The 22,616-nt window shown below is 62.4% G+C and carries 18 protein-coding genes and 3 pseudogenes; 14 read left to right on the forward strand and 7 right to left on the reverse strand.

Features of this window, described 5'->3' with window-relative positions:
• The 8 genes and pseudogenes from E4P82_RS07155 to E4P82_RS07185 form a co-directional block, all read left to right on the forward strand.
• A partial coding sequence (locus E4P82_RS07155) for a substrate binding domain-containing protein (protein WP_169248260.1) occupies positions 1-626 on the forward strand: 626 nt, incomplete at its 5' end.
• Positions 627-970: 344 nt separating this feature from the next.
• Positions 971-2,215, forward strand: a complete 1,245-nt coding sequence (locus E4P82_RS07160) for a hypothetical protein (protein WP_169248261.1) — start codon at positions 971-973, stop codon at positions 2,213-2,215.
• Positions 2,166-2,444, forward strand: a pseudogene (locus E4P82_RS21880) (thermonuclease family protein); the annotation flags it as partial. The gene E4P82_RS07160 and the pseudogene E4P82_RS21880, both read left to right, overlap by 50 nt.
• 115 nt (positions 2,445-2,559) lie before the next feature.
• Complete coding sequence (locus tag E4P82_RS22775; protein WP_281383664.1) at positions 2,560-2,862, forward strand: excalibur calcium-binding domain-containing protein; 303 nt, start codon at positions 2,560-2,562, stop codon at positions 2,860-2,862.
• Between the two features lie 102 nt (positions 2,863-2,964).
• On the forward strand, positions 2,965-4,068 hold the full coding sequence (locus tag E4P82_RS07170) for an efflux RND transporter periplasmic adaptor subunit (protein WP_169248262.1): 1,104 nt from the start codon (positions 2,965-2,967) through the stop codon (positions 4,066-4,068).
• Between the two features lie 67 nt (positions 4,069-4,135).
• Positions 4,136-7,273, forward strand: a complete 3,138-nt coding sequence (locus E4P82_RS07175; RefSeq protein ID WP_169248263.1) for an efflux RND transporter permease subunit — start codon at positions 4,136-4,138, stop codon at positions 7,271-7,273.
• A 61-nt stretch (positions 7,274-7,334) separates the two neighbouring features.
• Positions 7,335-7,760 carry a hypothetical protein gene (locus E4P82_RS07180; protein ID WP_169248264.1) on the forward strand — a complete coding sequence of 142 codons (426 nt, stop codon included), beginning with the start codon at positions 7,335-7,337 and terminating at the stop codon, positions 7,758-7,760.
• 105 nt (positions 7,761-7,865) lie between these two features.
• Positions 7,866-9,164, forward strand: coding sequence for a nitrate regulatory protein (locus E4P82_RS07185; protein ID WP_169248265.1), 1,299 nt, complete (start codon positions 7,866-7,868; stop codon positions 9,162-9,164).
• Between the two features lie 88 nt (positions 9,165-9,252).
• On the opposite strand, the gene cynS is transcribed toward E4P82_RS07185, so the two are convergent.
• The 3 genes from cynS to E4P82_RS07200 all read right to left on the reverse strand — a co-directional run bounded on the left by cynS (position 9,253) and on the right by E4P82_RS07200 (position 12,415).
• Positions 9,253-9,693 carry a cyanase gene (gene cynS / locus E4P82_RS07190; protein WP_169248266.1) on the reverse strand — a complete coding sequence of 147 codons (441 nt, stop codon included), beginning with the start codon at positions 9,691-9,693 and terminating at the stop codon, positions 9,253-9,255.
• 33 nt (positions 9,694-9,726) lie between these two features.
• The gene (locus E4P82_RS07195; protein ID WP_169248346.1) at positions 9,727-11,466 is read right to left on the reverse strand and encodes a bifunctional protein-serine/threonine kinase/phosphatase; all 1,740 of its coding nucleotides are present in this window, start codon (positions 11,464-11,466) and stop codon (positions 9,727-9,729) included.
• A 67-nt stretch (positions 11,467-11,533) separates the two neighbouring features.
• A complete protein-coding gene (locus tag E4P82_RS07200; RefSeq protein ID WP_169248267.1) occupies positions 11,534-12,415 on the reverse strand; it encodes a formate/nitrite transporter family protein in 882 nt (293 codons plus the stop codon).
• A 793-nt stretch (positions 12,416-13,208) separates the two neighbouring features.
• Between E4P82_RS07200 and E4P82_RS07205 the strand changes: the two genes are divergently transcribed.
• From E4P82_RS07205 to E4P82_RS07215, 3 genes and pseudogenes are all read left to right on the forward strand, one after another.
• Positions 13,209-13,730 carry a DUF2062 domain-containing protein gene (locus E4P82_RS07205; RefSeq protein WP_211203059.1) on the forward strand — a complete coding sequence of 174 codons (522 nt, stop codon included), beginning with the start codon at positions 13,209-13,211 and terminating at the stop codon, positions 13,728-13,730.
• A 96-nt stretch (positions 13,731-13,826) separates the two neighbouring features.
• Positions 13,827-15,833, forward strand: a complete 2,007-nt coding sequence (locus tag E4P82_RS07210) for a DEAD/DEAH box helicase (RefSeq protein ID WP_246327423.1) — start codon at positions 13,827-13,829, stop codon at positions 15,831-15,833.
• Positions 15,716-16,288 (forward strand): annotated as a pseudogene (locus E4P82_RS07215) (glutathione S-transferase family protein); the annotation flags it as partial. The gene E4P82_RS07210 and the pseudogene E4P82_RS07215, both read left to right, overlap by 118 nt.
• A gap of 30 nt (positions 16,289-16,318) precedes the next feature.
• On the opposite strand, the gene E4P82_RS23125 reads toward E4P82_RS07215, so the two are convergent.
• The 3 genes and pseudogenes from E4P82_RS23125 to E4P82_RS07225 all read right to left on the reverse strand — a co-directional run bounded on the left by E4P82_RS23125 (position 16,319) and on the right by E4P82_RS07225 (position 18,471).
• Positions 16,319-17,053, reverse strand: a complete 735-nt coding sequence (locus tag E4P82_RS23125) for an NAD-binding protein (RefSeq protein WP_312914353.1) — start codon at positions 17,051-17,053, stop codon at positions 16,319-16,321.
• Positions 16,996-18,090 carry a potassium channel protein gene (locus E4P82_RS23130; protein WP_312914355.1) on the reverse strand — a complete coding sequence of 365 codons (1,095 nt, stop codon included), beginning with the start codon at positions 18,088-18,090 and terminating at the stop codon, positions 16,996-16,998. The genes E4P82_RS23125 and E4P82_RS23130 overlap by 58 nt, the downstream gene beginning before the upstream one ends.
• A pseudogene (locus E4P82_RS07225) lies at positions 18,087-18,471 on the reverse strand (DUF6394 family protein). The gene E4P82_RS23130 and the pseudogene E4P82_RS07225 overlap by 4 nt, the downstream one beginning before the upstream one ends.
• Positions 18,472-18,609: 138 nt before the next feature.
• Here E4P82_RS07225 and tsaB point away from each other — a divergent pair.
• Together tsaB and E4P82_RS07235 are read left to right on the forward strand one after the other, a co-directional pair.
• A complete protein-coding gene (gene tsaB, locus E4P82_RS07230) occupies positions 18,610-19,332 on the forward strand; it encodes a tRNA (adenosine(37)-N6)-threonylcarbamoyltransferase complex dimerization subunit type 1 TsaB (RefSeq protein ID WP_312914357.1) in 723 nt (240 codons plus the stop codon).
• An 86-nt stretch (positions 19,333-19,418) separates the two neighbouring features.
• Positions 19,419-19,940, forward strand: coding sequence for an Rsd/AlgQ family anti-sigma factor (locus E4P82_RS07235; protein WP_169248269.1), 522 nt, complete (start codon positions 19,419-19,421; stop codon positions 19,938-19,940).
• Here the strand turns inward: E4P82_RS07235 and E4P82_RS07240 are convergent.
• Complete coding sequence (locus E4P82_RS07240) at positions 19,911-20,792, reverse strand: radical SAM protein (protein ID WP_169248270.1); 882 nt, start codon at positions 20,790-20,792, stop codon at positions 19,911-19,913. The genes E4P82_RS07235 and E4P82_RS07240 overlap by 30 nt on opposite strands.
• A gap of 186 nt (positions 20,793-20,978) precedes the next feature.
• On the opposite strand from E4P82_RS07240, the gene E4P82_RS07245 reads away from it, so the two are divergent.
• Positions 20,979-22,547 (forward strand): class I adenylate-forming enzyme family protein, encoded by a 1,569-nt coding sequence (locus E4P82_RS07245; protein ID WP_169248271.1) that lies wholly within the window; start codon positions 20,979-20,981, stop codon positions 22,545-22,547.
• Positions 22,548-22,616: the final 69 nt, after the last annotated feature.

Below are 22,616 nucleotides of genomic sequence, written 5' to 3' on the forward strand. Positions count from 1 at the left end.
GAGTCAATGCCCCCGTCTCCTTCGGTATCTTGCACCTGGCCCCTCTTTGGGGCGCTTTTCTGGCCTTCCACCCCGATGTCGAGCTAGACGTGACGCTCAATGATCGCGTCGTGGATCTCTTGGATGAAGGCTGCGACGTCGCCATACGCATCGCGCAACTGGCGGATTCGACATTGGTATTCCGCCGTCTCGCCAGCACCCGGTTGGTCCTCTGTGCCTCGCCGGAATACTTGGCGCTCCACGGCATGCCGACCACGCTGGCCGATCTGGCTCGGCATTGGGTGATCGGTTACAGCTACGCGCCCCAGGGCGATACCCTGACGATGGTTGCGCCGGACGGACCCTGCAGCGTACGGACCCAGCCCAAGTTCCATAGCAATAACGGCGAGACGTCGCGGGCCGCCGCCCTGGACCATCAAGGCATCGTGCTACAACCCGATTTCCTGATCGGTTCCGATATCGCCGCCGGTCGTCTGCTGCGGATTCTGCCCGAACTGGAGGGTGAGGAACTCGGCATCTACGCCGTCTATCCCACTCGCAAGCACTTGTCGGGCAAGGTGCGCGCCTTGGTCGATTTTCTAGCCATCGCCTTTGCTCAGCCGGCGTGGCGAGCAGAGAACGGCTGAGTGCTGCGTGGGCCGGGAAGAAGCCGTTTATCAAGTAATCCCGTCAGCCTGATTGAGGTTGTTTTATTGCACAAATCAGATGAAGGTTGCCTGTTCCCGTTTATCGGGGCGTTCAACAGGCGACCACCGGGTCAGTCGCCCATCAGGCCACCTGGGGTCAGACCGGCATTCATGCAACAAAGCCTACTATCTCCGGCCCGAACTGTACTGCATCGAACAGCTTTCCCGCATGGTTGTTTCCTGCCAACATTTCGCCTCATGTCCTTCCATTTCCTGGTTTCATCCCCATGATCCGTTTTGAACCTCTCTCGTTCCAGAGAGAGGAGTCGCTTGAAGGAGTGACCATGAACGAACTGTCTGCCGTGCCGGTTGCGGGCGGCGAGCGCCGGGAAAGTACTCTCCCGCCCATCATCATCAACACCACGCCAGCGGCCCCACCGGTCTGGCGGCGCTCCCGCTTTTGGCTCGGTCTCCTGCTCGGCCTGGTGCTGGCATGGGGTGGTCCCCATCTGTGGCGCCAGGCGCCGCCACTCGATACCGCGTTGGTTCATGCCGATCGAACCGAAGTGGTTACCCCGGTCGAACGTCAGGTGCCGGCCAAGGTGGCCCTGGCCTACCAGAATCAGAACGGCGAACTGGTCCGGGTGTTGGCCGACGCCGAGCAATATTCCACTTTCGTGCGCGAGCACGCGGCCAGTCTGGAGCGGAGCCGCCAACAACTGCGTCAGCAGGCGCAAGCGCGCTTCGAGAGTGGCATGGACGCGATATTCCAGGATCTGCGCCAGCGCGTGCCGGCGTTCGCCGATTGGTATTACGGCTACGGCACCAACTATCAACTATTGTGGGAAGCGCTGACCTCAGCCGTTCGCCACCTCGGTGACGGGGATGTGAAGGAGCGGGTCGTCGCCGATCTGGAGCGGGTGCTGCAACAGCACTACGAGTTGCTGGTGCTGCAGCCGGAAATCACCGATCCCCGCTTGCAGCAGCTTTATCGCGATACCTTGGAGCAGGCGCGGCAGTCTTATCTGCGGGAGCTGGCCACCATGCAGGCGGACTTTCAGGTTTTCGTCGCCCGCCACACCACCCATCTCGATCCTGGCCAGCCGGCGGCGACCGAGCTGCGGCTGGACTGGCCGGCGCAGTTGCACAAGGTTCGCATCGCCTCGGACGCCAATTCCACCTTGGGTGCGTTCCGAGGGATCACGTTGACTACCCTGGGCGCGGCGGCCGGCAAGGTATTGGGCAGTCAGGTCGGCGCCGCCATCGCCGCTCGGCTCAGTTTGCCCTTTGTCGAACGGGCGCTACTGTTGGTGACCGGCGGCACGGCCGGTGGCGCCAGCGGCAGTCTGGGCGGACCGCTGGGGGCGGCGGCGGGCGTGGTGATCGGCGCGGGTGCCGGTCTGACGGTGGACTGGCTGATTCAGGAAGGCATCGAACTGCTGGCGCGGGACAACTTCGAAGCCGAGATTCAAGCCGCGCTGGCTAGCACCCAGGGGGAGTGGCAAGGCAAGTTGTTGCCGCCTCTGTTGGGCGCGGTGGATGCGTGGGTGGACGACACCATCCAGCTTCTGCCCCAGTTCAAGCCGTAAGCGCTTGACTGGGAACTGGCGAAATAGCCTGTTCTTTGCGGGTCTGCTGTGGTCGCTGGCGGTCCACGCCGCCGAGTTCGATGGCCAAGCGGTGGGCATTAGTGACGGCGATACGCTGACTGTGCAAACCGACGACGGCCGGCGAGTGCGGGTGCGGTTGGCGGGGATCGACGCGCCGGAGCACGATCAGCCCTACGGTACGGCGGCCACCCACTCGCTGGCGGCGCTGGCGCTCAATCGTACCGTGCGGGTGCGGAGGGTGGCCGAGGACGACTACGGTCGCGTGGTCGGGGGTGGTGGTCGCGGACGGTCGAGATCTCGACGCCGAACAGGTACGGCGCGGGATGGCGTGGGTCTACCGCCGCTACTCGCGATCGCGGCGTCTGTACGCGCTGGAGGCGGAGGCGAAGCAAGCCCGGCGCGGTCTATGGGCCGATTCGAATCCGATCCCGCCGTGGGACTGGCGGCATGGTGGAAAAGTCTCGAAGCCATCGCCGTCGCCGTCGACCTCCTTTCAGTGCGGGGTGAAACGCACTTGCGGGGAAATGACCTCCTGCGAGGAAGCGCGGTTTTATCTTGATCGTTGCGGCATCAAGGGGCTGGATCGCGACCGGGATGGAGTGCCGTGCGAGGCGCTTTGCCGATGATGAGGCACGTTATCCGCCATTCGGTGGTCATAGTGCGGGAAGGCGCGTCGTGGTGATCGCGGCGATTCGACAGTGACGCCACAGGACCCGGTGAATTCAAGAATGCGACTACTTTCTCAACTCGGTGTCGTGGTGCCGCTGATCGCGCTGGCGGCCGGCGGTGGCTGGTACTGGACGGTCGGGGGCGAACGTGGCGATGAGGCGCCAAGCACGCGCCAAACCAAGGCGGCGGTGGTCGAAACCGTCCCCGCGCGTCTGGGTACGGTCACCGAAACCGTCGCGGCGGTCGGCACCGCCCGCGCCGCCAGTTCCGTCAAGATCGTGCCCAGCACGGCGGGTCGGATCACCCATATCGCCTTCCAGGCAGGACAGCGGGTCCAGGCCGGCGCGACGCTGGTCGAACTGGATAGCGACAGCGAGCGAGCGGCGGTGCGCGAAGCCGAGAGCGATCTGGCGAACTGGCGTCTGCAAGTGCAACGCGCCGGCTCGTTGCGCGCCCAACGGCTGGTGTCTGCGGCCGATCTGGACGATCTGCGCGCCAAGCTCGGCATGGCCGAGGCCCGATTGGAAGCGGCGCGCAGCCGGCTGCAAAAACGAACCGTCCGCGCTCCCTTCGCTGGCGTGGTGGGGTTGCGCAACGTCAATCTCGGCGCGTATGTCGATACCGATACTTCGCTGACCACGCTCGACGATCTGGAGACCATCGAACTGGAGTTCAAGGTACCGGAGCGCTATTTCAGCGTGGTCAAGCCCGAACAAGCAATCCGTGCCGTCAGCGCGGCCTTTCCGGGGCGAACCTTCGTCGGCGCGGTGCGTGAGGTGGATACTCGCATCGACCCGGTCGCCCGTGCCTTTCGGGTGCGGGCCGAACTACCCAACCCCGATGCCCTGCTGCCGGATGGTTTGTTCATGGCGGTTCGACTGACCGTCGCCGAGCGTGATCACGCGGTGTTGGTGCCCGAGGAGGCGGTGGTCAGCGAAAATGGCCGTAGTTATGTCCATGTGGTGGCGGATGGCATCGCCAGCCGGACCGCGATTACCACCGGGCAACGGCTCGACGCCGCCGTCGAGGTGCTGACCGGGCTGGCGCCGGGCGCCGAGGTGGTGACCAAGGGTCATCAGGCGCTACGCGAGCGCTCGCCAGTGCGACCGGTCGATGGCAGCGCGAAGACCGCCGCCGCCCTGATTTCCGGCGAGACAGACTGATGGTCGGCGGGGAAGCAAACGGTTTCCGCTCCGCGCGGCATCGGGCGAAGCGCTGAGGCTCGCCGCCATGTTCCTCTCCGACCTGTTCATCCAACGACCGGTGTTCGCCATCGTGGTCAGCCTGCTGATCGTGGTCGGCGGGATCATGGCCTTGCGCGATTTGCCGGTGCGCGAACTGCCAGATGTCGATGCCTCGGTGGTGACTGTCACCACCACCTACACCGGCGCGGCGCCGGCCATCGTCGATACCGAGATCACCGAACTCATCGAAGGCGCGGTGGCCCGGATCGACGGGGTCAAGCGCATCGAGTCCGGTTCCAGCGAAGGGGTGGGGCAGACCCGGATCACCTTCACCACCGGTCGAGACATCGACAGCGCCGCCGCCGACGTGCGCGAAGCGGTCGGTTCGTTGGCCAACCGCTTGCCGGAGGAGGCCGACGAGCCGCGAGTGGTCAAGGCCGATAGCGACAGCCAGCCGGTGATGCGGGTTTCCCTGACCAGCGACCGTCTGTCCGGCGAGGATCTGACCGATCTAGCCGAGCGGGTGGTGGTGGATCGGCTGACCACGGTATCCGGGGTAGGGGAGGTGACGGTGAGCGGCGCCCGCCGTCGCGCCATCCGGGTCTGGCTGGACAGCGAAGCGCTGGCGGCGCGCGGCCTGACCGTCGGCGACGTCGAGACCGCCTTGCGCCGGGCCAATGTGGAACTGCCTTCCGGCCGGCTGGAATCCAGCAATCGGCAACTGGCGGTGCGGGTCGACAGCCGGCTGAAAACCATCGAGGAATTCCGCAGTCTCGCCATCGCTCAGCGCGACGGTTACCCGATCCGCTTGTCCGAACTGGCCAAGGTGGAACTGGGCGTGGAGGACGACCGTTCCCTGGTACGCACCAATGGCGAAAACTCCATTACCTTGCGGATCATCCGCCAGTCCAGGGCCAATACCCTGGCGGTGTCGGCCGGGGTGCGGGCCGAGCTGGAGCGTATCCGCCCGCAACTGCCGGATGGGGTGCGGATGATCGTCGCCACCGACGATGCCCTGTTCATCCAGGCCAGCATCGACGAGGTCGTGGTGACGCTCTTGATCGCGGTCGGCGTGGTGGTGCTGGTCATCTTCGCCTTCCTCTATTCGCTACGAGCCACCCTGATTCCGGCCCTGACCATCCCGGTCTCGATCATCGGTGCCTTCATGCTGCTGGCGGCGCTGGGGTTCTCGATCAATCTGTTGACCCTGCTGGCCCTGATCCTGGCCATCGGGCTGGTGGTGGACGATGCCATCGTGGTGCTGGAAAACGCCCAGCGCCGGGTGGATCACGGCGAACCGCCGTTGGTCGCGGCCTATCGCGGCACCCGCCAAGTGACTTTCGCGGTGTTGGCCACCAGCGCGGTGCTGGTGGCGGTCTATGTGCCGCTGTCGCTGTTGGGTGGCGAGATCGGCAAACTGTTTCAGGAATTCGGGTTGGTGCTGGCGGCGGCGGTGGCGATTTCCACCTTCGTGGCGCTGTCGTTGACCCCCATGCTGTGCTCGCAACTGTTGGGGCGCGGCGCGGCGCCCAACCGCTTCATGCGGGCGGCGGAACGCGCCTTCGCCGCCTTGGAACGCGGCTATCGGGCCGCCCTGGGCGGCGCGCTGGCGATGCCGCTGGTGGTGCTGACCACTGCCGCGCTGCTGAGCGGCGCCGCGCTGCTGCTGTATCGCAATCTGCCCCAGGAATTGGTGCCCAGCGAGGATCGCGGGGTGTTCTTCATCTCCATCAAGGCGCCCGAAGGCGCGACGCTGGCCTTCACCGACGCCGGGGTACGCAAGATCGAGCAGATCTTGCAACCCTTGTTCGCGCGCGGCGAGGCGTGGCGGCTGGTGTCGATCGTCGGGCGGGGCGACAGCAATCAGGCGTTCGTGGTGGTCGGCCTCAGCGACTGGAGCCAGCGCGCGCGCGGCCAGCAGGCCATCGTCAACGCGCTGCGCGGCGATTTACGGAATATCCCTGACCTACGAGCTATTCCGATCAGTCGTTCCAGCCTGGGGCGCGGCGCCAGCTCGCAAGCCGTGCAGTTGGTGATCGGTGGACCGGATTACCCGACCGTGGTGGCTTGGAGCGAGGCGATCATGGCTCGCGCCCGCGACAATCCGGGGCTAACCTCCATCGACAGCGATTATCAAGCCAGTCAGCCCACCCTGCGGGTCGAGATCGACCGCGCCCTGGCCGACGAACTGGGCATCCCGGTCGAGCGTATCGCCGCCACCTTGCAGACTCTGCTGGCTTCGCGCGAGATCACCACCTACATCGACCGAGGCCGCGAGTACAGTGTGTTGCTGCAAGCGCAAGCCATCGACCGACGCCAGCCGGGTGACTTGGCGGGGATCTTCGTGCGCGCCGACAAGAGTGGCGAGCTGGCGCCGCTCGGCGCGGTGGTCGAGCTGCGCGAGGACGACTCAGCCCTGACCTTGCGCCGCTTCGATCGCCTGCCGGCGGTCACCATCGATGCTTCGCTGGTCGGTGACTACGATCTCGGCCGAGCCATCGTCGATCTCAACCGCATCGCCGCCGAAACTTTGCCGGTGGAGGCGCGCGTCTCATTTACCGGTGCCGCCGAATCGTTTCTGGAGACGTCGGGCGGCTTGTATTTCACCTTCGGCTTGGCGCTGCTGATCGTGTTTCTGGTGCTGGCCGCCCAGTTCGAGAGTTTCATTCATCCATTCATCATCCTGCTGACCGTGCCGGTCGGGGTGACCGGCGCCTTGCTGGCTTTATCGCTGACCGGCCAGTCGATCAATCTCTACAGCCAGATCGGTTGCGTGCTGCTGATCGGGCTGATGGCCAAGAACGGCATTTTGATCGTGGAATTCGCCAACCAGATGCGGGCACAAGGTTTGGACACGCGTGCCGCCGTGCTGGCTGGCGCCAGTCAGCGGCTGCGCCCGATTCTGATGACCGTATTGTCCACGGTGCTGGGCGCGGTTCCGCTGGCGCTGGCCACCGGAGCCGGCGCCGAAAGCCGGATCGCCATCGGCGTGGTGGTGATCGGCGGGTTATTGCTGTCGACCACGCTGACGCTGTTCCTGACCCCGGTGCTGTACGATCTGCTGGCGCGGTTTACCCGGCCAGTCAATGCCATCGAACGGCGGTTGACGGCGCAGTTGCGCGACGCGGCGCCAGCCGCCGCCGCACTCGCGAGCGATCCGCTAGGATTGAGCGATCGGGTTTAGGGCATGATCGCGCGGAAGCGGAATGACACAAGTCGACTGCGTGATCCGGGACTGATCGGTGGTGAGCGTTTCGATGACCATCCTCATTGACATCGCGGAGTTCCGCTCGGCCCGATTCGCCCCCGTTTTGCCCGAGGAAAGCCAAGTCAATCCGCAAGTGTACGGTGCGGAACTCGCCTATTGGATCGCCCAGGAACTGGCGAAGCGCGGTCTGGCATCCAGCTACCCCGAATCCGAAGACTGGGGTTGGTACGTGGAGTGGTCGACTCCAGAAGGCGCGGAGTTTGCATTTCACTGTGGTAATGCCGAGGGACGGAAAGATCATTGGTGTATCGCGCTGCGGCGATTCGGCCGAAAGTGGTTCGGCCAAGACCAGCCACCATTTACGGATGCGGCGGAATGGGTTGATGCGCTGAAAGCATCTCTTGAAGCGGAACCGTCGATCACCGCACTGAAATGGTACGGGTTGGATAGCCTCCAGGCTTGATCCAGCGTTCAATTTGCCTCATGAATCGCGATGCTGCCCAGGTATCCGTCCACCGGGAAACTCGCCACGCCTCAGTATTACGGGCAACAATCAGGTCATGCGGCCATGAACCCGCAAAACACGACAATCCGAAATACCGTGCCGTCATCCGTTTCCGACATCGTCTTGCTGGCCAAGCGTCTTGAGATCGACGAACTCAAGCATTTGCAGTCCCGAGCGCACCTGGTTGGGGTGATCAGTCACATGGTCCACGCACTCCAAGCCGAGCGCGGGGCGTCGAGCATCTACATCGCGTCAGACGGCAAACGCTTCGAAGAGACCCGCCTCAAGCTGGTCGGTGAGTCGGAGTCAGTCCAGCGCCTGCTGCGCGACCTGATCCTGGAAGAGTCGTGCGCCTCGGCATCCTCGAACGCCCGGATCGTCGCATTGCTGGCCTGGGTTCTGCTCGGTCTGGACGCCTTGTCGGACCTGCGAGCCCGCATCACGAGCCTACGCCTCTCGGGCAGTGAATCCGTGGCCGCTTTCAGCCGGATTATCGCCGGTCTGATCGCCCTGATCTTCGAGGTCGCCGACGCTTCGGTCGATCCAGACATATCGCGGTTGCTGGTCAGCCTCTTCAATCTGGTCGAGGGCAAGGAATTTGCCGGCCAGGAGCGCGCCGTGGGTGCTTTGCACTTCGGTGCCGGGCGTTGCGACGGTCCGCTCAAGGAACGCTTGCTTTATCTGATCGATGCCCAGGCGCGCAGTTTCGAGGTTTTCCTGCAATTTGCCGACGCCTCTTTGCACCGGAAGTGGGCAGTCATGGAGAACGAGGATTACACGGCGGAGCTGTTGAGGCTGCGCGAACTGCTGCGCGCCGCGCCACCCGGCGCCGTTCTCGATCCCGCGCTCAGTGACCCATGGTTCGCCTGTTGCAGCAATCGCATCACCGCTATTTGGTCGATACAACGTGACTTGGTCGAGGCTCTGCAACAGCACTGCGCCACGCTGATCGCCAAGGCCGAAGAGGCGTTGTTGGACTCGGAGGGTTTGTTGCGCTCATTGCGGGAAGCACAACCGCCCAGAGCCGACGCGGTCGACCGCTTTTTCGATCCCCATCTGGCCGTCGAGCAATCGCTGAGCTTCGCCGCCGCCGCCCCCGAATCTTCCCAGCGGCCACGCTCGCTGATCGAGCTGCTCCAGGCCCAATCCCGGCATCTGGCCGACATGGAGGCTGAATTGACCTCCGCCAAGCGGGCGTTGGCCGAGCGCAAGGTGATCGAACGCGCCAAAGGGGTGATCATGGTCCGGTTCGGCTTGTCAGAGGACGAGGCTTACACCCGAATGCGCAAGGCATCCATGGATAGGAATATGCGCTTGGTTGACATGGCGGAGTTCCTGCTGGCCAAAGCGATACCCTTTTGATGCTGGATTGGCATTGCATTGCGCTGGAACGCCCAGCCTGGTCCGGTCCGCGCTTCGGCACGCGGGCTGGGCAGGCCGCAGCCGGGTCTTACCAACTCTTGTAGGGCAGGAACTTCCCGTTCATGGTGATCTTCACCCGATCCCCGGCGGGATTCTCCTCCTTGTCGATGTGCATGCTGAAGTCGATGGCGCTCATGATGCCGTCGCCGAATTTCTCGTGGATCAGCGCCTTGATGGTGTCGCCGTAGACTCCGACGACTTCATATAGGCGGTAGATCACCGGGTCCGTGGGTATCGTCTTGTCCCAGCTCTTGTGCGGAAAAGCCTGTAAAGCAGTAGAGACCTCGGCCGGGAGACCCAAAACCTGGCACAACTTGTCCGCCGGTTCCGCCTTGAGGCTGTTCATGCCGAGACAGGCGGAAGTGACGAATGCTGGCGCCAGCCCGACCTGGGCAGCGATGGCTTCCCAGCTGAGGCCGGACTGGGTCTTGGCCGTGATGATGATTTCGGTCATTTCCAACTTGTTCATGTTCAGACTCCGGGTGGTTGGCAACAATGACATCTAGTGAACAGGCACGAGATGGGTACTCAACAGGACAAGGACGATGATAAACAGGATAAACGACATGCCTTTCCAGAACAGCAGCGGATTACGTTCCAGAAGTGGCGCCCGGTTCTGGTGCAGGAAGCGCTCGTTGGGATGGCGCAGGTCGTAAATGAATTCGGACAGTTCTTCGTAGCGTTTGCTGGGGTTCACCTGAACCGCCTTGCGCAGGGCGCCGTCGATCCAGACCGGAATGGCGCGTTTTTCGTCGAGTACCGGGCGATAGACCAAACGGCGCTGCGCGGCCCGCGTGCTGGCCTTGGCGACCTGGGTGCCGTAGGGCGTGCGCCCCGACAGCATTTGATAGGTGATCACGCCCAGCGCAAAAATATCCGACTGGTTGTTTCCAGTCTCCCCGAGAAAATACTCCGGCGCCGTGTACTGCACGGTGCCCAGCAGCTCCCAGTGCTCCGGGGTGGGCGCGAGTTCGGCGATGCCCGCCACATGCACGGAGCCGAAGTCGATCAGCTTCACCGTGCCATTGCGATCGATCATGACGTTATTCGGTCGCAGGTCCTGATGCAGCATCTCCTGGCGGTGCAGGGCCTGTAATCCTCGGGCGATCTGCTCGACGATGTCGCGTACGGTTTCAAGGTCGGGCAGCGGATTGTCGGTCATCCACTGGGTCAGCGTCTGACCTTCGACGTATTCGGTAACCGTGTAGAGATAATGGCGCTTTCGGGTTAGTGCCACGGCCTTCAGGATATGGACGTTGTCGAGACGCCGGGCCACCCATTCCTCGGTCAGGAAGCGTTCCAGATACAGCGGATTGCCACGCAGCTCCACGGAGGGGGCCTTGAGCGCCACCCGCTGCCCGGATTCGCGGTCCAAGGCCAGATAAACGTGACTGCGGTGGCTGTTGTGCAGCTCGCGCAGGATCTCGTAACCCTCGAATGCCATCCGTGGCCGCAGTGGCGGTGGCAGTGGCAGGGTCGTGGCCTGTTCGTGCAGCTCGGCGACCACCGGTTCCGGCAGCGCGTCGATGCGCACCACCTGGATCGACAGGTTGTCCCCGCTCCCCTGGCGCAGCGCTTCCTCCACGATCCGATGGCAGGCTTGATCCAGATCGTCATGCCGTCCGTGAATCGTATCGGCGATGAAATGTTCCGGTGCGAACTCGTAGACGCCGTCCGTCATCAGCACGAAAGTGTCGCCCACCTCCAGCGGATAGGATTGGTAGTCGATTTCCAGATGTTCGCCCATACCCAGGGCTCGGCTGAGGTAGCTCTTCTCGGAGGATGCCCACAGGCGGTGGTCTTCGGTGAGCTGCTCAAGGCGGTCGCCGGCGAGGTAATGGATGCGGGTATCGCCGACATGGAAGATGTGCACTGTGGCGGATTTGACGACGATCGCGCTGAACGTGCAGACATAGCCTCGGTCCAGTACGTAGCGGTTGGGACCGTTGCGGGTCTGCGCGTATAGCCAGGAATTGGTGGCATTCAGCACCCGTTGTGCCGCGGTTTTCACCGACCAGGATTCCGGGGTGGCGTAATAATCTTCCAGAAACCCGCACACGGCGGTTTCGCTGGCGATATGGCTGACATCGCTGCTGCTGATCCCGTCGGCGAGAGCCGCCACGGCGCCCTTTGAGCCGAGCAGCGGTTCGCTCGGGATCTGGATACCGGAAAAATCCTGATTGACGGCTTTGCGCCCCTTGACCGAGCGTTGGCCGAATGCGATGCGGAGTGTTGTCATCATCATGATCGAGGAAGGCCCGGCCCCAGCGAGGACCGGGTCGCTTCAGCTCGCGGGTGGCCGGAAAGGGTCAGACACGGGCGGCGAGAGTGTGCTCCGCGCTGCTCTCGGTTCTGCCATCGGACATCTGGGCTTTGTGGCTCTTGAGGATGCGCTCCGGGCTGGTGCGCACATGGGTGAAGTAGAGCGGCAGCCCGACCAGCACGAAGCCGCCCACCAGATTACCCAACACGGTTGGCAGCTCGTTCCAAACCATGTAATCGACGAAGGTGAAACCGCCGCCCATGATCATCGAGAACGGGAACAGGAACATGTTCACGATGGAATGCTCGAAGCCCATGAAGAAGAACAGCATGATCGGCATCCACATGGCCATCATCTTGCCGCTCGCGGAGGTGGAGATCATCGCGCCGACCACACCCATGGAAACCATCCAGTTGCACAACATGCCGCGTATGAAGATGGTGATCCAGCCTTCCAATCCGTGGGACTTGTAGCCCAGGGTACGCGCCTCGCCGATATGGCCGACCTTGGTCGCAATTTCGCCGCCGTCGACGGTGTAACCGTAGGTCAGGATGTAGGACATCATGAAGGCGACGGTCAGGGCGCCCGCGAAGTTGCCAATGAAAACCAGCCCCCAGTTACGCAGCACCTGCCCGAGGGTCACGCCCGGACGGCCGTCGATCAGGGCCAGTGGCACCAGGGTGAAAACACCCGTCAACAGATCGAATTTCATCAGGTAGAGCATGATGAATCCGACCGGGAACAGAACCGCTCCCAGTAGGGGCGATCCGGTGGTGGTCGCTACCGTGACGGCGAATACTGCGGCCAGCGCCAGAAGGGCACCGGCCATAAAGGCGCGGATCAGGGTGTCCTTGGTCGACATGTAGACCTTGGATTCACCCTGGTCGACCATTTTGGTGACAAATTCGCTGGGGTCAAGATAGGACATGGTAGTTTCCTCTTTAGTTGGAGTGAAAGGTGGTCGAAATCCTGCCAACATCGTGTCCGGCGGGATCTTGATCAGGATTGCGAGTTGCTGTTATCGATGACCTTGAAAAAAAAAAGCCCCAAGTGCCGCAACCGGATGGGTTGCAAACACTTGGGGCTTCGTTACCCCCGAGCGGTTTTTGGGCCGCTCAAATTGGGTTCAAGACGATTCCTTGATGCGACTTACATAGGAGTCACAGCGCCATTACCACGACTCCAATTTGAAGTAGTTGAAGATTAAGCACAAGGTGTGCCATATATTCATATTATTGATTTATAAAATAATATGAATAATTTTTACTTGGAAATGCAGACTTTCGTGCCCATAAATGGTGCTTGCTGCATCAATGCCGCGCGCGCGCCAAGCAGTTCAATAAAAAAATGCGAGACCAGGTCCCAACCATAAAGCCGCATGACAGGCTTGCCACCGATCAGTTTGAGTTAAGCTTTCGCGCCAAGTGAACTGAGGGTACGAGGCGACATCCGACCTCACTGGAAAAAAAACCACGCCCAAGCGGATCCCGACCACTGGACCTTTAAGAAACTTGCTTGCGGCGCCCTATCTTGATTCATGCGCGGTAGCGCTTGCTTCAGCGATGGTTCCAAACCGAGCAACCGCTACCACCCTTTCATTCATAAAAAAGGGTTTGCGTCGCGACCGTTAGCGTATAATCATCCGCCGGCCAGATTTGTTGCGGCGCCCGAAAGTCGTGCTCTTCGTCAACGTGTGCGCCTTGGTTGAATGTTCCTCGCCCATGAAATCGTTTTTGCAGCGTTACCTGCCCGATCCGCAGCACTTGCGCGCGCACAAGAATCTCCGTTTTCTTGGGGAGCTGTTGCACGATCCCCGTTTGTGGCATTTCAGTCGCCGCCCCACCGTGCGCGGGCTGGCGGCCGGCATGTTTTTCGCTTTCGTTCCCTTTCCCTGGCAGATGCTGCTGGCCGCCACCGCTGCTGCTTGGCTGCGCTTCAACCTGCCGGTGGCGGTGGCGATGGTCTGGATCACCAATCCGCTGACCATGCCGCCCATCTTTTACCTCACCTATCGGCTTGGCGCTTGGCTGCTGGGTAGCCCGCCGCAGAGTTGGACATTCGAGCTTTCGCTGCACTGGCTGTTGCAACAGGCCGGCACCATTGGTCCACCTCTGCTGGTTGGTTCGCTGGTCGTGGGCATGGTGGCGGGAGTGTTTACCTTCTGCGCCGCCCATCTGTTCTGGCGCTGGTATATCGTCAACAAATTTCGGCGGCGGCGGCGGGTTGCGACCTGCTCCGGCTGAGACGCTTTGGCTAGGCTGAAATCCTTGCCGTTGTTATTGCGTCCACGGTAGTCCGTCTTCGATCAGCGCCTCCCCAATCAAGGTACCGTTTCGCGTATGTCATCTCTCATTACCTCATTCGAACAATTGGCGCTTTCCCCGCCGCTGCTGCAAAGACTGCAAGAACTCGGCTACGAAGCCCCCTCGCCGATTCAGGCGGCCACCATTCCTCACCTGCTGGACGGCCACGACCTGTTGGGCCAGGCGCAGACCGGCACCGGCAAGACCGCCGCCTTTGCCCTGCCGATCCTGCAAAAACTGGATCTGGCCGAGCGGCGACCGCAGGCGTTGGTGCTGGCGCCCACCCGCGAGCTGGCCATTCAGGTCGCCGAAGCGTTCCAGGGCTATGCCCATCATCTGCCCGGTTTTCATGTGCTGCCCATCTACGGTGGTCAGAGCATGAGCAACCAGCTCCGCCAGCTCAAACGCGGGGCGCATGTGGTGGTCGGCACGCCGGGTCGCATCATGGATCACCTGCGCCGAGAGAGTCTGGTGCTCGAAGGCTTGCGTACCCTGGTATTGGACGAGGCCGATGAAATGCTGCGGATGGGCTTCATCGAGGATGTGGACTGGATTCTCGAACACACGCCGCCGCAGCGGCAGATCGCCCTGTTCTCGGCCACCATGCCCGAGCCGATCCGCCGGGTGGCGCACCGCCATCTGCGCGATCCTCGGGAAGTGAAGATTCAGACCAACACCGCCACCGTCACCTCGGTCCGGCAGCGCTACTGGCAGGTCAGCGGTCTGCATAAACTCGACGCTCTGACCCGCATCCTGGAAGTGGAGGATGTCGACGCGGTGCTGGTGTTCGTGCGCACCAAGGTCACCGCCACCGAACTGGCGGAGCGGTTGGAAGCGCGCGGTCACGCCTGCGCCGCCCTACAGGGTGACATGAGCCAGGTGCTGCGCGAGCGCACCATCGAACAGCTCAGGAACAACGGCCTCGATATCGTCGTCGCCACCGACGTGGCGGCGCGCGGGCTCGACGTGCCGCGCATCAGTCACGTCATCAATTACGACATCCCCTACGACACCGAAGCCTATATCCATCGCATCGGCCGCACCGGTCGCGCCGGCCGTTCGGGCAATGCCATTCTGTTCGTCGCGCCGCGCGAGATGCGGATGCTGCGGGCCATCGAAAAGGCGACCCGTCAGCCCATCGAATCGATGCCGCTGCCGACCCGGAAAGTGATCGCGGCCCATCGCCTGGCGCAGTTCAAGCAGCAAGTCCTGGACGTGCTTGCCGCGGAAGATCTGGACTTTTTCCACGGCGTGGTCGCCCAACTGGAAAAGGAACAAGAGATCGGCCCGAACGACATCGCCGCGGCATTGACCTATCTGGCCCAGCGCGACCGTCCGCTGCGGGTCGAGGAAGCCGCCGATCCAGCGGAGGCCGCCAACGCCCGCGTCCGGTCGGAAGCGGAAGGGTCGGCGAGATCCGACAAATCGCGCAAACGCTCAAGAGAATCCGCCGATGCCGATCTGGTGCGCTACCGGCTCGAAGTCGGCCACCAGCAAGGCGCGACCCCGCAGAATATCGTCGGCGCCATCGCCAACGAGGCGGGGATCGAAAGCCGCTATATCGGCCGTATCCAGATTCACGACGACTACAGCACCGTGGACCTGCCCGACGGCATGCCCGCCGAGATCTTCCAGCATCTGAGGAAAGTCCGGGTGCGGCAGTGCATGTTGAACATCAGTCGCCTCGACGCATCCGAACCGGAACGGAGACGGCCGGTTTCCAGGCTATCGGATTCTCAGGAAAAACCGTTTAGGGGAGGCCAAGGCAAACCGGTCGAGCGCAAGATCAGGAAAAAAAAATTCCGATCACCACCAGAATTCGTGAAACGGCTTCGAATCCACAGGAGGATGCGGTCATGTTCATGGTTTACGGGTTTCCCAATTCCCGCTCCAGTCGGGTGGTCTGGGCGTTGGAGGAAGTCGGCGCGGAGTACGAATGCGTCCATGTCGATCTCAGGGCCGGTGCCGGCTGGCGGCCCGAGTATCTGGCGCTCAACGTCGGCGGCAAGGTGCCCACCCTGGTCGAAGGCGAATTCGTGCTGACCGAGTCGGGTGCGATCTGTACCTACATCGGCGATCGGTTTCCGGCCACGGGGCTAACGCCGCCGGTCGGTGGCCAGGAACGTGCCCGTTACGACCAGTGGTGCTACTTTGCCTTGAGCGAGCTGGAGCAGCCGCTTTGGACCATCGGCAAGCACACTTTCGCCTTGCCCGAACGGCGGCGGGCGCCGGCGGTGCTGGAGACCGCGCGCTGGGAATTTGCGGTGGCGGCCAAGATTCTGGCGGAAGGGCTCGGTCGGCGCGAGTTCATCGCGGGCGATCGTTTCACCGCCGCCGACATTCTGGTCGCGCACACGCTGGCCTGGGCACAGGCTTTCGAACTGCCATTGGGGCACGATAATTTGGAGTCCTACACCACGCGCCTGCTGGCGCGTCCGGCTTGGCGCCGGGCCCAGGAACGGGAGCAGGCCGAGGCCAAGGTCGAATCACGCGCCTGAGGGCGGCGCGAACCGCGAACCGCGACCCGATCAGGCGATGGTGCGGTCCGCTTTCGTTTTGTCGGCGGAGCGTGCCGCCGCGCCGCCGTGACTCCTGGCCAGTCGTTCCCAAACCCAACCGCCGGGAACCTCCCGGCCCCGCAGCACATAATCGAGCGTGTTCTCGTTATTCAGGGTGAGTTCGAGCGCGCGCCGCGCCGCGCCTTGGCCGACGAACAGCAACTGGTCGCCCGATCGAACCACGGTTCGGCGATGCGGCAGCATCACGGTCGAACCGCCATCGTCCCGCGCCAGATACAGAACCCGGCATGCCAGTTCCTCGGCGCGATCGTGCGGGTCGCGCAGCAAATCGCCCAGCGCGGTTTCGCGAGGAGCCTGCGTCAGCCAGTTCAGCAGTGCCGGGGATTGGTTGGTGTCCACGCACACGCTCCACACGGTGGGTGCTTGCCAGCCAAAGCGCTCGGTCAATTGATCCAGCAGGGTGCTGGCCCAGGACTCGCCGCGCTGTTTGATCTGCCACAGGAAGGGAGCCAGCAGGGGGGTAGTGAGGATCGCCAGACATTCCCGGGCGACGATCTGGCTCGGCACAACGGTGAAATCGGACTCGAACGCATCGAACAGCGCCTGATTGGCTTGCAGGTTTTGCCGCAGCACCACGAACAGTTCGGGGTTCAGCTCCCGCGCCGTGACCACGATCGACAGATTGCTCATGTCGTCGCAGGTGCAGGCGGCGATGCCCACGGCGTTCCGAACGCCGGCTTCCAACAGGGCGGGTACCCCGGTGCCGTCGCCGCGCACCCAGTGCCGTTGCGCGTCGTCCGGGGGGTGGGTCGTGGTCGATGATGGTTACCAGCACGCCTTCCTGCTCCAGGGCCGAGACCATGGCTTTTCCGAAACGGCCGTAACCGCATAGCAGCCAGTGGCCGCGCGGGGGGGTCGCGATGCGGTACGACCAGCGTGCCGGGCACGCCGGTCAACCATTCCAGCAGGTGATAGGCCGCCGGCGCGTTCAGGGCCAGCGCCAGGTAGCGGCCGAACTTGTCGAAGGGGTTGATGATGTGGCGGGTGCCGAAGGATGCCATGTTGGTGGCGGTTTCGGCGGTTTCGGCCCGGCACAGCGCGGGCAGGGCGGGCGCCAGCAGGCGGGCGCAGATGGCGATGGCCAGATTGGCGTCGTCGTCGTTGGTCAGGGCGATGACGCCCAGGCAGCAGCGGTGGGTCAGTCCCGCCAGTTTCAGGATTTCCGGTTGCCGGGCGTCGGCCACCAGCGCCGGAATATCGGCGGAGTAGCCGTGCAAATCGAGTTGGCTGACCCTGGCCTCTTCGATTTCGACCACCACCGCCCGTATCCCCAGATGGTCGAGCGCGCGGCAAAGCAGTTGCCCGGTTTCGCCGTAGCCGCAGACCAGATAGAACGGTTCCCGTAAATGCCGCACCACCCGGTTGAAGCGCTGCACGCGCACGGCGTTCTGAAAATTCTGATCTTGCAGCAGCGCCAGCAGGGCGCCGATCGAATACGCCCAGCCAATCACCGACAGGTAGATGCAGAGAATGATCCACAGCCGCTGCGATTCCGAAAAGGCGTTGGGGATTTCTCCAAAGCCGATGGTGGTCGCGGTATAACTGATGAAATAGAAGGCGTGAAAGAAACTCATCCGGGTCGGCTGGCCTTCGGCATCGATGCCGGGGATCAGCGTCAGGCCCAGCACCGAGATCGCGTAGATCAGGATGAGCGTGATCAGCGGCGCCCGCATCCGCCGCAACGCCAGGAAAAATGTGCTTTCTTGGACGTCCGGGTTCATCTTTTCTGCATGATGGTTTCGGCGATCAGGATCACCATCGACACGATGTTGGCGAACAACGCGCCGCCGGAGAGCGAGACCACCTTGGCGGTGGTTTCCGGGGTCAGCTCGGCGCCAACCACCTGGGTGCCGTAGCTCCAGACCAGCGCCGCCGCGATCAATTGCAGATCCGCCACCAGGCTGGTGGATAGATGAATCGCCCCGATGTGAGTGCGGTCGCCGAACTTGAGCACTGTGGCGATCAAGTTGACCACGATGGCGGCGAATAGCTCGTACACGTCGTGATGGACGGGATTGTCGATGTCGCCGACGAAAAAAGCCGAAATTCAAGGTGGCGGCGAGGACGATAAAGAAACCGAAGATGACTTTTTCGAGATTCATGGTGGCGACTGTTCCAAGGGCCGGGATTCTTTGGGTTTCCGAGGCTCGTTTCTATTTCTAGGACAACGGTCAATATAATACGGGCGGTGGCCTTGACCAATCATATGTCCCGCAACCCCGCCCCAACCCAGGAGCTCCATGAAACTGCTCGCTCTCGATACCGCGACCGACGCCTGTTCCGCCGCCGTGTGGGTGGATGGTGTCGTGCACGAACGCTACGAACTGGCGCCACGTCGCCACGCTGCCTTGATTCTACCGATGATCGATGCGGTGCTGGCCGAGGTCGGCCTGAGACCGGCGCAACTGGACGCCGTCGCGTTTGGACGTGGGCCAGGGGCTTTTACCGGGGTGCGGATCGCGGTCGGCATCGCGCAGGGTATCGCTTTCGCCGCCGATCTGCCGGTGGTGCCGGTGTCCACGCTGGCGGCGCTGGCGCTGGGCGTGGGACGGGAAACCGGCTACGCCCGCTTGGCGGTGGCGCTGGACGCTCGCATGAGCGAAGTCTACTGGGGAACCTACGCCGTGACCGCCGACGATGCCGAATTGCTGGGAGAGGAGCGGGTGTGCGCGCCGACGGCCGTGACCGCGCCGGCGGGGGGCGACTGGTTCGGCGCCGGGGGGCGGCTGGCGGGTTCACTCGACGGTTTTATCGCGGCGGTTGCCGGTGCGCGGTTGTCTGGAGGAGCGCTATCCCCGCGCCGCCGACGTGGCGCGATTGGCGGCCGTTCCACGTCAGCGCGCCGGTTGGGTGTCGCCCGACCTGGCACTGCCGGTCTACCTGCGCAACGAAGTGGTGGCGGGACGGGTCGCCAGCGCCCACTAGACGTTTTATCGGTTGGAAAGCAAGCCGCCGTTGATTAGCATAGGGCGAGAGCCGCAAGCAGCTTCGCGGTTGAATAAGCGCCAATAAAGCAAACAGAACAGACCCACCATCGTGAGGATGCCGCATGAACGCCGCAATCGTCGTCGATTCACTCCACAGCAAGGCGCTGCCGGATTTGGTGCGCAAGCTGCTGGCGGCCCGCCAACAAAGTCTGGTTTTGTACAACAAGTTGGCGGCGCTGAAACCGTTCGTGCTGACCGAGCCGGTCCAGCATCTACTGCGCCAGTTTCGCCAGTCGCTGGTGGATTACCTGGCCTTGGGGCCGTTCGAGGTCTATCAGGCGTTGGAAGATCAGCCGGCCGACTCGCCTTACAATCCGGCCCGCGATTTGGCCCGGCAGCTTTATGCCCGTATTGCCCTCACCACCCAGACGGCGCTGGTCTTCCACGACCGCTATGACGGTGCCTCGTCCGATACGGATCTGGCTGAATTGCGGGAAGAACTGTCGCTGTTGGGCGAGGATCTGGCGGAACGCATCGAACTGGAAGACCGAATCCTCGCCGCCTTGCGCGACGCGGCGCCGCCACAGCCGGAAATCCGCGCGCTGGAGCCGATGTCAATAGCCGCGCAGCCAGTCCGGCCTTAACGCCACCTGTCCGGCCAACGCCGTCGCCAGCGTGTCCAGCAGCGCCGTCCGATCCCGAGGCAGGACGCCGGCCAGCGCCAGGGCGTTGGAGGCGTGGTTGGAACGGAAGGTCAGGGGCGCGGGTGGCTCCAGTCGCTCGATCAGCCGGGCCTGTTCCTCCAGCAGCGCTTGGTCGTCCTGTAATTGGAACGGTTCGCGAAACTTGCGGCGAAACTCGTCCTCGATCGTTGGATCGAGCATCAACTGCAAGGTGGACAGGTAATCCAGTTCCACCCGATTGACCAGCTCGGCGGTGGCGTCGATGTGCTCTCGCCAGTACGCTTGCCCGCCCAGCCCGAGAACCACCGTCGCCGACAGGGTCAAGCCCGCCTGTTTGGCCTTGGTCAATCCAGTGACCATCACCTCCGGTGTGGCGCCCTTGGTAATTCGTTTCAGTAAATCCGCCGAACCGGTTTCGATGCCGTAATACAGCAGCGTCAGCCCACCTTCCCGTAGTTGCCGCAGTTCGTCGACCGATTTCTTGAGTAGATTGACGGGCAGGGCATAGCTGGACACCCGCTCCAGTCGGGGGAAGGCAAGGTGCAGGGCTTGCAAGATCGCCAATAGCTGTTCGGTCGGCGTGGCCAAGGCGTCGCCGTCGGCCAGAAACACCCGCCGCGTTCCGGGATACGCGCGCGCCATGGCCCGAATTTCGGACTGAACCTGTTCCAACGGCCGCACGACGAACTGCTTGGTCCGGTACATCGAACAAAAGCTGCACCGATTGAAACTGCAACCCAAGGTTGCCTGTAAAATGAAACTGTTGGCTTCGGATGGCGGCCGCCAGAGCGGCATGTCGTAGTCGATCAGCATGCTAGCCTCCAAGGAAGCGCCGGTATTCGCCGGCCGGGCAAACAGCTTACCATCGATCCGTCGCCTGTCGCCTGTCGCGTTGCGGCACAGTGGATGAAGGCCGATGGTCTGACGCGCGCGCTGCGACGCACCAGCATCCAAAACTCGAAACCCGTGTTTTTTAGTACTCGATCGGAGGAGATTCCAATGGGATTCATTCAAGGTTATGACGATCTGCCCATGAACTGGGTCGGTGATTGGGCGGGACGCCGCGCTGCCCTGACGCCCAATCGGACTGCCCTGTACGACTCCTTCACCCAACGGTCCTACACCTTTCGGGACATGAACGAGCGGGCTTGCCGGGTGGGAACTTATCTGAGCGACGTGCTGGGACTGCGCAAGGGGGATGTCATCGCGCTGATTTGCCGCAACCGGATCGAGGCGATCGACATTTATTTGGCCTGCGGAAAACTGGGGATCATTTTGGCGCCGTTGAGCCAGCGTTTGAAAAAGCCGGAATTGGAGGATTTGCTGGCGCGTCTCCAGCCCAGCGCCCTCGTTCACGAGCACTTGTTCGCCGAGCTGGTCGCCTCCTTATCGGTGCCCGCATCGGTTCGATCGCTCATCGATATGGATAATGAGCAAAGCTTTTTCGAAAACGTCATCCTGAAGACCGACGCCAGGGAGGTGAACGTTCCACTGGCGATGAGCGATATCTGCCTCTACGTCCATACCGGCGGTACGACCGCCGTGCCGAAAATCTGTATCGTGTCGCATCGGCAAATGGTCTGGAACGCGGTCGATATTCTCGCCATCGGCCTCGTCGGCGCTTACGGAACCGTACTAATCACCTTTCCTTTCTTTCACATCGGCGGATGGAACACCTTCACGCCACTGTTCTACGCAGGCATCACCGGCATTTTGATGCGTGAATTCAATCCCGGTCTGATGCTGGAATTGATCCACGCAGGGCGCGTCGAAAACTTTGGCGCGGTGGAAGCCATGCTGCAATTCCTGATCGCCCATCCGAAATTCGGGGAAACTGATTTTTCAAAGCTGAAGGCGATCACCACCGCCGCCGCGCCTTGTTCGAAAGCGGTGATGCAGGTCTTCTTGGACAAAGGTATTCCCATCAGTCAGACCTATGGAATGACCGAGGCCGGTCCCTCCAATTTCGCCTACATTCCTCGCTCCGATTCGCTGGAGGAATTGCTGACCTATTCGACCAGTATCGGCACATCCATGTTTCATTGCGATGCCAAGATCGTCGATCCGGAATCCCGGCAAGACGTGGCACCCGGTGAAACGGGCGTGTTGTGTCTGCGCAGCCCGCATAACTTCGACGGCTATCTCCACGATCCGGCGCGGACCGAGAAGGTCATCGATCAAGACGGCTGGATTTATACGGGCGATTTGGCCGAGCGGGATCGGGATGGCTTGGTTTTCATCAAAGGGCGGGCGGACAACATGTTCATTTCCGGGGGAGAAAACATCTCTCCGGAAGAGATCGAGCAAGCCTTGGCTAAACATCCCGCTATCGCCGGGGCAATTTGCGCCGGTATTCCCGATCCGAAATGGGGACAAGTGCCGGTCGCGCTCGTGGTTTTCCATGCCGGCGGAAGTGCCACGGAAGAGGAGCTCAAGGCGTTTTGCCGGGACTATTTGGCCGATTACAAGGTGCCCAAGCAAATTCGGCCGGTTGCCGAATTGCCGCTCACCGGCGCCGGAAAACTGAACCGTAATGCTGTCGTCACTTACTATGCGGGTGGCGGGTGACTCGGAGGTTGCGCCGACCGTAAATTGCGCCGCCCTGGGGTTGGCGAACTGGCTAGCCTTGGTTGTAGC

It is taken from the genome of Candidatus Competibacter phosphatis (genome assembly GCF_012939995.1).
Lineage (GTDB): Bacteria > Pseudomonadota > Gammaproteobacteria > Competibacterales > Competibacteraceae > Competibacter > Competibacter phosphatis.